Below are 12,494 nucleotides of genomic sequence, written 5' to 3'. Positions count from 1 at the left end.
CCATGCGGGTCCTGCTGATCGACGGCCATCCCGACAGGGACCGCCTGGCGGCCCATCTGCTGGATCTCTATCAGCGTGCGTTGCCGGCCCATCACATGATCGACCGGATCGCCATTCGCGACTTGCGCTTCGATCCGATCCTGCATCGGGGCTATGCAGAACCGCAGCCGCTGGAAGAGGATCTGCAGCGCGCCACGCAGGCCATTCTGGATGCCGATCACGTCGTGATCGCGCACCCGCTGTGGTGGGGCGCGGAACCGGCACTGTTGAAGGGTTTTTACGATCGGGTGTTCCTGCCCGGCACGACCTTTCAATACCACAAGCGCAGCCCCTTCTGGGACAAGCTGCTGAAGGGACGCTCGGGCGATGTGCTGGTGACGACCGACACGCCGGTCCCATGGCTTAAGCTGCGCTTCGGCAATCCGCTTGGCAGAAGGCTGAGCCATCAGGTGCTGGGCTTTTGCGGCATAAAGCCCCTGCGGATCGGCTTTTTCGGGCCGGTCCGGCGCGGCGGGGCCGAACGTCGCATGGCGGGTTGGCGGAAACGTCTGACGCAACTGGCCGAGGGTGCGGAAGCTCTGAAACGGGGAAGGAAGGCGTGATGGATGTGAAGAACCGCAAGAGGCTGTCGGTGCTGATCCTCGTTTTTGGTCTGCCGGCCTATGTCGTGGTGGCGGTGAGCCTGGTGAACTGGATGGATGCGCGCTGGGGGCGGCAGCCGATCTGGATCGAACTGCTGATCTATGTCGGCCTGGGGCTGGTCTGGATCCTGCCGCTGAAGCGCATCTTCACCGGAATCGGCCGCAGCGAATGATTCCACCGCTGGTGATCTCGGATCGCGGCGTGACCATTATCGGCGCCGGCGCTGTCAAGCCCGACGAGATGGCGCAGGCCTTGTCGGTCGCGCCGACGCTGGTCGCCGCGGATGGCGGCGCGGACCGGGCGCTGGCTCTGGGAAAGCCGCCCGACTGGGTGATCGGGGATCTGGACAGCATCAGCCCCGCCGCTCGTCGCATGATCCCGACCGGGCGCGTGGTCCATGTCGCCGAACAGGACAGCACGGACTTCACCAAATGCATGATCCGCATCGCGGCCCCGTTTGTCATCGCGCTTGGCTTTGCAGGGTTGCGTCTGGATCACACACTGGCCGTGCTGACCGCGATGGCGAATGTCGTGCGTCCGCCCGTGATCCTGCTGGCCAGCGATGACGTCGTGTTTCTTGCGCCGCCACGCCTGACCTTGCCGCTGATGCCCGGCACGCGGGTCTCGCTCTATCCGATGGGTTCGGCGCGCGGGGTCAGCACCGGCCTTGAATGGCCGATAGAAGGGATCGAGTTTGCGCCGGCGACACGTGTCGGCACATCGAACATGGCGACGGGGCTTGTGACGCTGCGGATCGAGGGCAAGATGCTGGTGATGCTGCCACGCGACTCGTTGGCAACGGTGATGACGGCCCTGCGACTGCCACGGGGCTGAGGCGCCGATCACGGCTGTGTGCGGCGGTTGCCGTGCCTGCCCGGATGGCTTATCTGGTGGGGCGCAACCCGGAGATCCGCATGTCGCTGAACCCGATCCGTCCCTGGCGCACTATCGAGCGGCGGAAATCCCGTCAGATCATGGTTGGCAACGTCCCCGTCGGGGGCGACGCGCCGATCAGCGTGCAGACGATGACCAACACCGACGGCCACGACGTGCGCGCCACGCTGGATCAGGTGATCCGGGCCGCCGATGCGGGGGCCGATATCGTCCGCATCTCGGCCCCCGATCAGGAGACCACGCGCGCGCTGCGCGAGATCTGCCGCGAAAGCCCGGTGCCGATCGTCGCCGACATTCATTTCCACTACAAGCGCGCCATCGAGGCGGCCGAGGCCGGCGCGGCCTGCCTGCGGATCAACCCCGGCAATATCGGCAGTCCCGATCGGGTGCGCGAGGTGATCCGGGCGGCGCGGGATCACGGCTGTTCGATCCGCATCGGCGTCAATGCCGGATCGCTGGAACGGCACCTGCTGGAAAAATACGGCGAGCCGTGCCCGGATGCGATGGTCGAATCCGGGCTGGATCACATCAGGATCCTGGAAGACAACGATTTTCACGACTTCAAGATCAGCGTGAAGGCCAGCGACGTGTTCCTGGCCGCCGCCGCCTATCAGCAACTGGCCGAGGCGACCGACGCGCCGATCCATCTGGGCATCACCGAGGCCGGCGGCTTCGTCGGCGGCACGGTGAAATCCGCCGTCGGGCTGGGCAATCTGCTGTGGGCGGGCATCGGCGACACGATCCGCGTCAGCCTGTCGGCCGATCCGGTCCAGGAGGTCAAGGTCGGCTTCGAGATCCTGAAAACGCTGGGGCTGCGGACGCGCGGCGTGCAGATCATCAGCTGCCCGTCCTGCGCGCGTCAGGGCTTTGACGTCATCAAGACGGTCGAGGCGCTGGAACAGCGGCTGGAACACATCAAGACGCCGATGAGCCTGTCGATCATCGGCTGCGTGGTCAACGGGCCGGGCGAGGCGCTGATGACCGATCTGGGCTTCACCGGCGGCGGCGCGGGCAGCGGCATGGTCTATGTGGCGGGTCGGCAGAGCCACAAGCTGTCGAACGCGCAGATGATCGACCACATCGTCGAACTGGTCGAGGCCCGCGCCGAGAAGCTGGAGGCCGAGGCGGCGGCCGAGCAGACCGCGGCCGAATAGCGGCGGCGCCCTAGGGCGGCTGTTGCACGCAACGGCAGCGCGCGTTGCCGGTGTCCCTGCGTTCGGCCCCGGTCGGAGAAATCCCTGCAAATGCTGGATCTGACCTGTCACAACCCGTGCACTGGCGGGGCACCGCGCATGCACAGGGCGTACACCGCTTGCGGGCTGCGGGTTAAGGAAGGGTTAGGCAATGCGGTCGCGGGCCGCGGACTGCACGACTTGCGGGCAGGGGCGGGCGGAGGGCGGCTCCGAGCCCAAACTGACAACGCCATTAGTGAAGCCTGTCGCGCCTGCGCAACCGAGGGCGTGTTACTTGTCGCCGGTTCGCGCGTTCTATGCCCCGCGAATCGACTTGTGGTCGCTTCTGAGACGCACCCGCACGATAGTCGGGTGCTCCCCAGCACGTTCCACTTCAGCGATGCCCGAAGCTTCCACCAGGTCCGTCAGACGTGGAAATCCGAAGTTGCGGGCATCGAAGTCTGGAGCCTGCTTGGCGAGATGTGACCCAACCTTTGCAAGATTTGCCTGGCCATCATCCTCGGCAGTTGCATCAATCGCCTTGACCAGCATGTCGATCGCAGTAGCGTCGAGCCTCGATTTTTTGGGATCTGGCTTAGGAGCCGGTGCCTTGAGAGTGGCAAGCATTCCCGTGTTGGCGTTCTCCCTCGCCTTTGTCTGCTCGTCTTCAATCGCGTTCAAGACATCGAAATAGACGAACTTATCGCAAGCGGTGATGAACGGGCGAGGCGTCTTGCGTTCCCCGAAGCCGTAGACCGTTATGCCCTGCTCTCGGATACGGGCCGCAAGGCGAGCGAAGTCACTGTCACTGGAAACGATACAAAATCCGGCAAAGCGTCCTGTATAGAGGAGGTCCATCGCATCGATTATCATCGCCCCGTCGGTCGCATTCTTGCCGGTGGTGTAGGCGAATTGCTGAACCGGCTGGATTGAATGCTCGAGGAGGCAGTCTTTCCAGCCGGTGAGGTTCGGTCTGGTCCAGTCTCCATAGATCCGCTTTACGCTTGCGGTTCCGTAATTCGCGATCTCCGTCAGCAAACCATCTACAATCTTGGGCGAAGCATTATCGCCGTCGATCAACAGCGCCAGCGTTTGACTGTGCCCATTCGTCATCATGTCCCCGCGTTTCCATAGGCGCAATCTGACAGGGACGACAGGGCGATGTCCATGGCTACCGGGGGTTCAGTTACAGTCGGTCCTTCCATCGATCGGCTTTGCAGACGTAGAGGCGACCATTTTTGCGAGTGCGGCGAACGACATGAATGTCCCGCAAACCCGTCGCAAGCTTTCTGTTTGCTGATGCATCTGCGGCAAGCGGGAACAATAGTCCGACGCTACCCGCCCGTATGGCTCATGTGGCGGGTCATCTGGCCGGTGACGGACTGGCGGGAATAGTCGAAATCGTGGCCCTTGGGCTTGCGGGCGATGGCTGTGCGGATGGTCTGGCGCAGGGGCTCGTCGTCCTCGCTGGCGCGCAGGGGCGCGCGCAGGTCGGCGTTGTCCTCCTGGCCCAGGCACATGAACAGCTCTCCGGTGCAGGTGACGCGGACGCGGTTGCAGCTTTCGCAGAAATTATGGGTCAGTGGCGTGATGAAGCCGATCTTCTGGCCGGTCTCGTCCAGGCGGACATAGCGCGCCGGGCCGCCGGTGCGTTCGGCCAGTTCGGTCAGGGTAAAACGTTCGGCCAGCCGGGCGCGCAGGTCCGACAGCGGCCAGTACTGGTCCAGCCGATCCTCGTTGCCCAGATCGCCCATCGGCATGACCTCGATGAAGGTCAGGTCATGGCCCTCGTCGCCGCACCATGTCACCAGGTCGAACAGCTCGTCATCGTTCACGCCCTTCAGCGCGACGGCGTTGATCTTGACGCGCAGCCCGGCGTCCTGCGCGGCGCGTATGCCGTCCAGAACCTGCTTCAGCCGGCCCCAGCGGGTGATCGCGGCGAACTTGTCCACGTCCAGCGTGTCCAGCGACACATTGACGCGCCGCACCCCGCAATCGACCAGTTCGGGCGCGAAGCGGGCCAGCTGGCTGCCATTGGTGGTCAGGGTCAGCTCGTCCAGGCCGGCGCCCAGATGGCGCGACATGCCGCGAAAGAACTGCATGATGCCGCGCCGGACCAGCGGCTCGCCGCCGGTGATGCGCAGCTTGCGCACCCCGAGGCCGACAAATGCCGAACACAGCCGGTCCAGTTCCTCCAGCGTCAGCAGCTCGGCCTTGGGCAGGAACTGCATATGTTCGGCCATGCAATAGACGCAGCGGAAATCGCAGCGATCGGTGACCGAAACCCGCAGATAGGTGATCGGCCTCGCGAACGGGTCGATGAGGGGCGCGGGGAGGGGCGCGGGGAGGGGGGCAGGCGCAACATGGTTCATGCCATCCAATCTAGGCCTGTGACGGTGAACACACAAGCCGGCGCCGATCACGCAACCGCTGGTGGACGTCGGGCGCGGCCGCGGGCTAGGCTGCGCACGACCGAGAATCTCGAGGAGCGTCCGATGCGGATGATCAGGACCGGCACGACCGCGGCAATCGGCCTTGCCATTCTGGCGGGTTGCAATCCCGCGGCGACGACCACGACGACCACGACGACCACGACGACCAGCAGGCCGGTGGCGGAGGCCGTGCCCGGCAAGGTCGAGACCAGCCTGACGCCCGAACAGGTGGCGGCCGCGACCGCGATCACGCGCGCGCCGGCACCCAAGGCGGCGGCGCGCGCCTCGGCGGCGCAGCTGGACACCACCACCGCCGCGCAGAAATCCGCCGCGGCCGAGGCGCCTGCGGCCGCCGAAACCCGGCTTGGCAGCACGGTCGCGTCGCTTGGCGACCCGACGCAGGGCGGATTCTGGATCAAGACACCGCTGGTGAAGGCGCGCGGAATCGGGCGGATCTTCAACCCCGCCAACGGCAAATCCGCCAGGGTCGATCTGATCCCGCTGGATGGGCCGACCAGTGGCGGAAGCCAGGTGTCGCTGCCGGCGCTGCAACTGATCGGGGTGTCGTTGACGGATCTGCCGACGATCGAGGTCTATCGGTCCTGAAGCCGCGCGGCGGCCTCGAGTCGGGCAAAGGGCTTCATCCGCTCCCCGTGCCTGGCCAGGAAGTCCCGCACGCGCGGCGCATCGCGCCTTGACAGGTCGCGCAGCCACCCTGCGATGGCCTTCTGGATGAGCGGCTCGCGGTCATCCACCATGCGCGCGGCCCAACCCAGCGCGCGCTCGCGCCGTTCCAGATCGACGGGCTTGGGGTTGTTCATCTTGGCCCAGGGCAGCGTGCCGACAAGGGCCGCGCGCCTGACCCACAGGCTGGGGTGGTCGGGCCAGGCCTCGACCTCGTCCAGTCGCGCCGGGTCGGCGACAAGCCGTTTCTGACCCGCGATCATGGCATGATCGGCGATGGCCCAGGCATCGAACCGGGGCACCCATGAGGCGATCAGGCACCACGCCGCGTCATCGGGGCGCATGCGGGCCTGGGTCAGCAGCCTGGCGGCGGCGATCCGCGCCTCGTGGATGTCGCTGTCCCACAATGCGGCGGCCAGCGCGACCCGCCCCTCGACGTCGAGCGCCGCGCGCCATTCGGCCACCAGCCCGTCCAGCTGCGGGTTCGACACACCCAGATAGACACGATCGGCCTTGTGATGGGCCGCCATCCGTGCGGCCTCGTCGTGATCGGCCAGCGCGCGCAGCGCGTTCAGTTCGTCCATCCGGCGGTCCCCTTTCCCCGCGTTTCTAGGAAGCAAGCGGCCCGCCCGCAAGAAGATGGTGGCAGCCCGCCGATGCCGGCGTTAAAAGACCGGCGCAAGAGAACAGGTGCCCCATGTCGCATTCCGCCGATCCCCGTCCGATGACCTCCCGCCGCGGCGGACCGCTGAAGGGAGAGGCGCAGGTGCCCGGGGACAAGTCGATCAGCCACCGCGCGCTGATCCTTGGCGCGATGGCGGTGGGCGAGACACGCATCACCGGATTGCTGGAAGGCCAGGACGTGCTGGACACCGCCAGGGCGATGGCCGCGTTCGGGGCCGAGGTCGAACGCCTGGGGCCGGGTGAGTGGTCGGTCCACGGCGTCGGCGTGGGCGGGTTCCGCGAACCCGAAAGCGCGATCGATTGCGGCAATTCCGGCACCGGCGTCCGGCTGATCATGGGCGCGATGGCGACGACCCCGATCACCGCGACATTCGTCGGCGATGCCAGCCTGTCGCGGCGTCCCATGGCGCGCGTGACCGAGCCGCTGTCGCAGTTCGGCGCGCAGATCACCGCGCGCGAGGGCGGGCGGCTGCCGATCACCATCCGGGGGGCGCAGGACCCGGTTCCGCTGCATTATCGCACGCCCGTCGCCAGCGCCCAGATCAAGTCCGCGATCCTGCTGGCCGGGCTGAACGCGCCGGGCCAGACGGTCGTGATCGAGGCCGAGCCGACCCGCGACCACTCCGAGCGGATGCTGTCGGGCTTTGGCGCCGAGATCGGCACACGGACCACCGAAGAGGGTCATGTCATCACCCTCACCGGACGCCCGGAACTGACCGCGCAGGCGGTGGCGGTGCCGCGCGATCCATCCAGCGCGGCCTTTCCCGTCGCCGCGGCGCTCATCGTTCCGGGTTCGGACATCCGCGTTCCGGGTGTCAGCCGCAATCCGACGCGCGACGGGCTGTATGTGACCCTGCTGGAGATGGGTGCCGACATCGTCTTCGAGAATGTCCGCGAAGAGGGCGGCGAACCGGTCGCCGATCTTGTCGTGCGGCATTCCGCGCTGAAGGGCGTCACCGTGCCGTCCGGGCGCGCGGCGAGCATGATCGACGAGTTCCCGATCCTGTCGGTGATCGCGTCCTTCGCCGAGGGCGTGACGGTCATGAATGGCGTGGCCGAGCTCAGGGTGAAGGAAAGCGACCGCATCGATGCCATGGCGCGCGGACTGGAGGCCAACGGCGTCCGGGTCGAGGAGACCCGCGACAGCATGACCGTGCATGGCATGTCGCGGGTGCCGGGCGGGGGATGTGCGGTCACGCATCTGGACCACCGGATCGCCATGTCGTTCCTGGTGCTTGGCCTGGCGACGGACAATCCCGTCGGGATCGACGATGGCGGCCCGATCGCGACATCCTTCCCGGATTTCCTGCCGCTGATGGCCGGGCTGGGCGCCGAGCTGGGCTGACATCGGTGACCGGCGGCGCGGTCGACACCCGGTCAGGAAAGGGCGAAAACCGCCCCCATCGAAGGGGCGGTTTTCGCGGGGGCAAAGCCCCCATCGCGCCAGATCGTCAGCGTTTCGGGTAGCCGATGCCTTGCAGCGCCGTCGCGATCTCGTCGAGGATCTCGGGATCGTCGATGGTCGCGGGCGTCTTGACGTCCTCGCCATCCGCGATCTTGGCCATGGTGGCGCGCAGGATCTTGCCCGACCGTGTCTTGGGCAGCCGCTCCACCACGCAGGCCAGCTTGAAGGCGGCGACCGGCCCGATCTGGTCGCGGACACTTGCCACGACCTCGCGCACGATCTGCTCGTCGGGGGTGTCCACACCCTTCTTCAGGCACAGGAACCCCAGCGGCATCTGCCCCTTGAGGCTGTCCGCGACCCCGATCACCGCGCATTCGGCAACCGCCGGGTGGCCGGACAGAACCTCTTCCATCGCGCCGGTCGACAGGCGGTGGCCCGCGACGTTGATGACGTCGTCGGTGCGCGCCATGATGTAGATATAGCCGTCCTCGTCCACATAGCCCGCATCGCCGGTTTCGTAATAGCCGGGGAAATGGTCCAGATAGGCCTTGCGGAACCGGTCCTCGGCGTTCCACAGCGAGGGCAGGGTGCCGGGCGGCAGGGGCAGCCTGACGGCGATCGCGCCAAGCGTCCCGGCGGGAACCGGCTGGCCGGCCTCGTCCAGAACCTGCACGTCATAGCCCGGCATCGCGACCGAGGGACTGCCCTTGCGGACCGGCATCCGTTCGATCCCGAACGGGTTCGCGGCGATCGCCCAGCCGGTCTCGGTCTGCCACCAGTGGTCGATCACCGGCAGATGAAGCTTGTCTTCCAGCCACTGGATCGTGTCGGGATCGGCGCGCTCGCCTGCCAGGAACACGGCCTGAAGGCTGGACAGGTTGTAGTCCTTGATCAGTTCGCCGTCCGGGTCCTCGCGCTTGACGGCGCGGATCGCGGTGGGCGCGGTGAAGAACGACTTGACCTTGTGGTCCTGGATCACCCGCCAGAACGTGCCCGCGTCGGGCGTGCCGACCGGCTTGCCCTCGAACACGATGGTGGTCGCGCCGGCGATCAGCGGGCCATAGCAGATATAGCTGTGGCCGACGACCCAGCCGACATCCGAAGCGGCCCAGAAGACATCGCCGGCGTCGATTCCGTAGATGTTCTTCATCGTCCAGTTCAGCGCGACCAGATGGCCGGCCGTGTGACGGATCACGCCCTTGGGCTGGCCGGTCGTGCCCGAGGTGTAGAGGACATAGGCCGGATGATTGCCCTCGACCGGGACGCATTCGGCCGGCTCGACACCGTACTGGAAGTCGTGCCAGGCCAGGTCCCGTCCCGGGATCAACTCGGCCACCTCCTGCTCGCGTTGCAGGATGACGCAGAAATCGGGCTTGTGGCTGGCCTGCTGGATGGCGGAATCCAGCAGCGGCTTGTAATGGATCACGCGGCCGGGTTCCAGACCGCACGAGGCGGCGATGATGGCGCGCGGCCTGGCGTCGTCGATGCGGACCGCCAGCTCATGCGCGGCAAACCCGCCGAACACGACCGAATGGATGGCCCCGAGACGGGCGCAGGCCAGCATCGCCTCCAGCGCCTCGGGGACCATCGGCATGTAGATGATGACGCGGTCGCCCTTCTCGACGCCGTTGGCGCGCAGGGCGCCGGCCAGGCTGGCGACACGGTCGCGCAGTTCGCGATAGGTGATGGCGCGAGAGGAATGGGTGATCGGGCTGTCATGGATGATCGCCAGCTGATCGCCGCGACCGGCCTCGACATGGCGATCGACCGCGTTCCAGCAGGTGTTCACCAGGCCGTCGGCGAACCATTCCCCGGCCGGACCCTGGTCGAAATAGGCGCGGCTTGGCGCGCGATCCCAGTCGATCCCCTCGGCCGCGGACATCCAGAACCCTTCGGGATCGGATTTCCAGCCTGCGTATACATCCTGGTATGCCATCGTATGCCCCCTCCTGAACAGTCTGATCGTGTTACGGGTCCAACCCGGCAGGACGCAACACTGTTAGCGGGACCGGCCAACCGGATGTCGCAGTTATCGGCAGGAATCCGGCGCCCGCACCGGGCAGGAGCTGCAAAATGCAAAAACCTGCAAACATGGCAATGCTGCGCCGCCGCATTTGCAAACCCGCGGCGCGCGGGCGCCGTCTTGCGGGCGAAGGTGATTCGAAGCGCCCGCACCGCCCGTTGCCGGTCTAGCTGTAATGCGCCACCGGGGTCCCCGCCAGCACGCTCATGTTCAGCAGGCCGCGTGCGGTGATCGATGGCGTGACGATATGGGCGCGGTTGCCCATGCCCATCAGGATCGGCCCGACCTCGAGTCCGCTGGCGCGCATCTTCAGCGCGTTGCGCACGCCCGAGGCGGCATCCGTGCCGGGAAAGACCAGCACGTTCGCCGCGCCTTCAAGCCGCGAGCCGGGGAAGATCCGTTCACGCAGTTCGGGGTCCAGCGCGGCGTCGACATGCATTTCGCCGTCATACATGAAGTCCGGTTCGCGCGCGTCCAGCAACTCGAGCGCGGCGCGCATCTTGCGGCCGGTATAGGTGTCCAGATTGCCGAACTGCGAATGCGCGCACAGGGCGATCTTGGGCGTCAGCCCGAAGCGCCGGACATGGCGGGCGGCGCCCTCTACGGTTTCCATCACCTGCTCGGGCGTGGGGTCGTTGTGACACTGGGTGTCCGCGACGAACAGCGGCCCGTCCTCGAGAATGATCATCGACAGCGCGCCGACCGGGTGCAGCCCGCCGCGCGCCAGCACCTGGCGGACATATTGCAGGTGCCAGTTGTATTGCCCGAAGGTGCCGCAGATCATGCTGTCGGCCTCGCCGCGGCTGACCATGACGGCGGCGATGGCGGTGGTGTTGGTCCGCATGATCGCCCGCGCGATATCGGGGCTGACCCCGCGCCGCGCCATCAGCTGGTGATAGGTCTCCCAGTAGTCGCGATAGCGCGGGTCGTTTTCGGGGTTCACGATCTCGAAATCCTTTTCGGGACGGATCGGAAGCCCGGCGCGTTCGGCGCGGGTGGCGATGACATCGGGACGCCCGATCAGGATCGGCACGTCGGTGGTTTCCTCGAGCATGGCGTTGGCGGCACGCAGCACGCGTTCGTCCTCGCCCTCGGCAAAGACCAGTCTGCGCTGGCAGGTGGCTGCGGCTTCGAAGACCGGCCGCATGATCAGCGCAGAGCGGAACACCGATCCGTCCAGCTGCCGCTTGTAGGCATCCAGATCCGCGATCGGCCGGGTGGCCACCCCCGATTCCATCGCCGCGCGCGCGACCGAGCTGGAGACGATTCCGACCAGCCGCGGGTCGAACGGCTTGGGGATCAGGTAGTCGGGACCGAAGGTCAGCGTCTCGCCGCGATAGGCCGCGGCGGCTTCGGCCGCGGTGGTCGCGCGGGCCAGCGCGGCGATCCCTTCGACGCAGGCGATCTCCATCTCGTCGTTGATGGTGGTCGCGCCCACATCCAGCGCGCCCCTGAAGATGAAGGGAAAGCACAGCACGTTGTTGACCTGGTTGGGAAAATCGCTGCGCCCGGTGGCGATGATCGCATCCGGCGCGACGCTGCGGACCTCGTCGGGCAGGATCTCGGGCGTGGGATTGGCCAGCGCGAAGATGATCGGGCGGCTGGCCATCTTGCCGACCAGTGCGGACTTCAGCACGCCGGGACCCGACAGCCCGAGGAACAGATCGGCGCCTTCGATCACATCGGCGAGGCTGCGCAGATCGCTGGCCTGCGCGAATTCCGATTTCTGCGGATTCATGTCCTCGGCCCGGCCCTCGTAGACCAGGCCGTGGATGTCGCACAGCCAGACATTCTCGCGCTTGACGCCCAGTTTCAGCAACATGTTCAGGCACGCGATCCCGGCCGCCCCACCCCCGGTCGAGACCACCTTGATGTCCTCGAAATTCTTGCCGGCGACGCGCAGGGCATTGGTGGCCGCGGCGCCCACGACGATGGCCGTGCCGTGCTGGTCGTCGTGGAAGACCGGAATGTTCATCCGCTCGCGGCACAGCCTCTCGACGATGAAGCAATCCGGAGCCTTGATGTCCTCGAGATTGATCGCGCCGAATGTGGGTTCCAGCGCGCAGACGATGTCGGCCAGCTTTTCGGGGTCCGGCTGATCGACCTCGATGTCGAAACAGTCGATATTGGCGAATTTCTTGAACAGGACCGCCTTGCCTTCCATGACCGGCTTGGACGCGGCCGCGCCGATATTGCCCAGACCCAGGACGGCGGTGCCGTTCGTGACCACAGCGACCAGATTGCCGCGCGCCGTGAAGCGGCTGGCATTCGCAGGGTCGGCCTTGATCTCCAGGCAGGCCTCGGCAACGCCGGGCGAATAGGCGCGCGACAGGTCACGACCGTTCGCCAGCGGTTTCGTTGCCCGGATCTCCAGTTTGCCGGGTCGCGGAAACTCGTGGTAATCCAGTGCCGCCTGCCGTGCCGTGTCCTGCCTGCGCTCGTCCATGTCCTGTCCCTCAGTCCGGAAAACTGGTTCACCGTTAAACCAATTGCGCGACGGGGAACAGCGGGCTTGATCTTGCGTCGGCGGCCACGAGGCGCGAGACTGGCCGAAACGG

At 66.5% G+C, this 12,494-nt stretch carries 11 protein-coding genes; 6 read left to right on the top strand and 5 right to left on the bottom strand.

What is annotated here, in order from left to right:
* Positions 1-2 precede the first annotated feature (2 nt).
* The 4 genes from L1965_RS00145 to ispG all read left to right on the top strand — a co-directional run bounded on the left by L1965_RS00145 (position 3) and on the right by ispG (position 2,690).
* Positions 3-602, top strand: a complete 600-nt coding sequence (locus tag L1965_RS00145) for an NAD(P)H-dependent oxidoreductase (RefSeq protein ID WP_235754386.1) — start codon at positions 3-5, stop codon at positions 600-602.
* On the top strand, positions 602-814 hold the full coding sequence (locus L1965_RS00140; RefSeq protein WP_235754385.1) for a DUF2842 domain-containing protein: 213 nt from the start codon (positions 602-604) through the stop codon (positions 812-814). The genes L1965_RS00145 and L1965_RS00140 overlap by 1 nt, the downstream gene beginning before the upstream one ends.
* On the top strand, positions 811-1,476 hold the full coding sequence (locus L1965_RS00135; RefSeq protein ID WP_235754384.1) for a thiamine diphosphokinase: 666 nt from the start codon (positions 811-813) through the stop codon (positions 1,474-1,476). The genes L1965_RS00140 and L1965_RS00135 overlap by 4 nt, the downstream gene beginning before the upstream one ends.
* 80 nt (positions 1,477-1,556) lie before the next feature.
* The gene (gene ispG / locus L1965_RS00130) at positions 1,557-2,690 is read left to right on the top strand and encodes a flavodoxin-dependent (E)-4-hydroxy-3-methylbut-2-enyl-diphosphate synthase (protein ID WP_235754969.1); all 1,134 of its coding nucleotides are present in this window, start codon (positions 1,557-1,559) and stop codon (positions 2,688-2,690) included.
* Between the two features lie 333 nt (positions 2,691-3,023).
* Here the strand turns inward: ispG and L1965_RS00125 are convergent, their stop codons facing one another.
* The gene (locus L1965_RS00125; RefSeq protein WP_235754383.1) at positions 3,024-3,824 is read right to left on the bottom strand and encodes an NYN domain-containing protein; all 801 of its coding nucleotides are present in this window, start codon (positions 3,822-3,824) and stop codon (positions 3,024-3,026) included.
* Positions 3,825-4,042: 218 nt separating this feature from the next.
* Positions 4,043-5,080 carry a GTP 3',8-cyclase MoaA gene (moaA, locus tag L1965_RS00120; RefSeq protein ID WP_235754382.1) on the bottom strand — a complete coding sequence of 346 codons (1,038 nt, stop codon included), beginning with the start codon at positions 5,078-5,080 and terminating at the stop codon, positions 4,043-4,045.
* A gap of 123 nt (positions 5,081-5,203) precedes the next feature.
* On the opposite strand from moaA, the gene L1965_RS00115 reads away from it, so the two are divergent.
* Positions 5,204-5,746, top strand: coding sequence for a hypothetical protein (locus L1965_RS00115; RefSeq protein WP_235754381.1), 543 nt, complete (start codon positions 5,204-5,206; stop codon positions 5,744-5,746).
* Here the strand turns inward: L1965_RS00115 and L1965_RS00110 are convergent.
* A complete protein-coding gene (locus L1965_RS00110; RefSeq protein ID WP_235754380.1) occupies positions 5,734-6,408 on the bottom strand; it encodes a DNA alkylation repair protein in 675 nt (224 codons plus the stop codon). The genes L1965_RS00115 and L1965_RS00110 overlap by 13 nt on opposite strands.
* 113 nt (positions 6,409-6,521) lie before the next feature.
* Between L1965_RS00110 and aroA the strand changes: the two genes are divergently transcribed.
* Entirely contained in the window at positions 6,522-7,853 is a 1,332-nt protein-coding gene (aroA, locus tag L1965_RS00105; protein WP_235754379.1) for a 3-phosphoshikimate 1-carboxyvinyltransferase, read from the top strand.
* A gap of 106 nt (positions 7,854-7,959) precedes the next feature.
* On the opposite strand, the gene L1965_RS00100 is transcribed toward aroA, so the two are convergent.
* Both L1965_RS00100 and L1965_RS00095 read right to left on the bottom strand, forming a co-directional pair.
* Positions 7,960-9,849 (bottom strand): propionyl-CoA synthetase, encoded by a 1,890-nt coding sequence (locus tag L1965_RS00100; protein ID WP_235754378.1) that lies wholly within the window; start codon positions 9,847-9,849, stop codon positions 7,960-7,962.
* A 253-nt stretch (positions 9,850-10,102) separates the two neighbouring features.
* Positions 10,103-12,382 carry an NADP-dependent malic enzyme gene (locus L1965_RS00095; protein ID WP_235754377.1) on the bottom strand — a complete coding sequence of 760 codons (2,280 nt, stop codon included), beginning with the start codon at positions 12,380-12,382 and terminating at the stop codon, positions 10,103-10,105.
* Positions 12,383-12,494: the final 112 nt, after the last annotated feature.

The sequence above is a fragment of the Paracoccus salsus genome (genome assembly GCF_021556615.1).
Taxonomy (GTDB): domain Bacteria; phylum Pseudomonadota; class Alphaproteobacteria; order Rhodobacterales; family Rhodobacteraceae; genus Paracoccus; species Paracoccus salsus.
This window is presented reverse-complemented; position numbering and strand designations above follow the sequence as displayed.

What these genes read in the sequence shown, in the direction of transcription:
- L1965_RS00145 (WP_235754386.1), top strand. Translation starts at nt 3, where the DNA reads ATGCGGGTCCTGCTGATCGACGGCCATCCCGACAGGGACCGCCTGGCG.
- L1965_RS00140 (WP_235754385.1), top strand. Translation starts at nt 602, where the DNA reads ATGGATGTGAAGAACCGCAAGAGGCTGTCGGTGCTGATCCTCGTTTTT.
- L1965_RS00135 (WP_235754384.1), top strand. Translation starts at nt 811, where the DNA reads ATGATTCCACCGCTGGTGATCTCGGATCGCGGCGTGACCATTATCGGC.
- ispG (WP_235754969.1), top strand. Translation starts at nt 1,557, where the DNA reads ATGTCGCTGAACCCGATCCGTCCCTGGCGCACTATCGAGCGGCGGAAA.
- L1965_RS00125 (WP_235754383.1), bottom strand. Translation starts at nt 3,824, where the DNA reads ATGATGACGAATGGGCACAGTCAAACGCTGGCGCTGTTGATCGACGGC.
- moaA (WP_235754382.1), bottom strand. Translation starts at nt 5,080, where the DNA reads ATGAACCATGTTGCGCCTGCCCCCCTCCCCGCGCCCCTCCCCGCGCCC.
- L1965_RS00115 (WP_235754381.1), top strand. Translation starts at nt 5,204, where the DNA reads ATGCGGATGATCAGGACCGGCACGACCGCGGCAATCGGCCTTGCCATT.
- L1965_RS00110 (WP_235754380.1), bottom strand. Translation starts at nt 6,408, where the DNA reads ATGGACGAACTGAACGCGCTGCGCGCGCTGGCCGATCACGACGAGGCC.
- aroA (WP_235754379.1), top strand. Translation starts at nt 6,522, where the DNA reads ATGTCGCATTCCGCCGATCCCCGTCCGATGACCTCCCGCCGCGGCGGA.
- L1965_RS00100 (WP_235754378.1), bottom strand. Translation starts at nt 9,849, where the DNA reads ATGGCATACCAGGATGTATACGCAGGCTGGAAATCCGATCCCGAAGGG.
- L1965_RS00095 (WP_235754377.1), bottom strand. Translation starts at nt 12,382, where the DNA reads ATGGACGAGCGCAGGCAGGACACGGCACGGCAGGCGGCACTGGATTAC.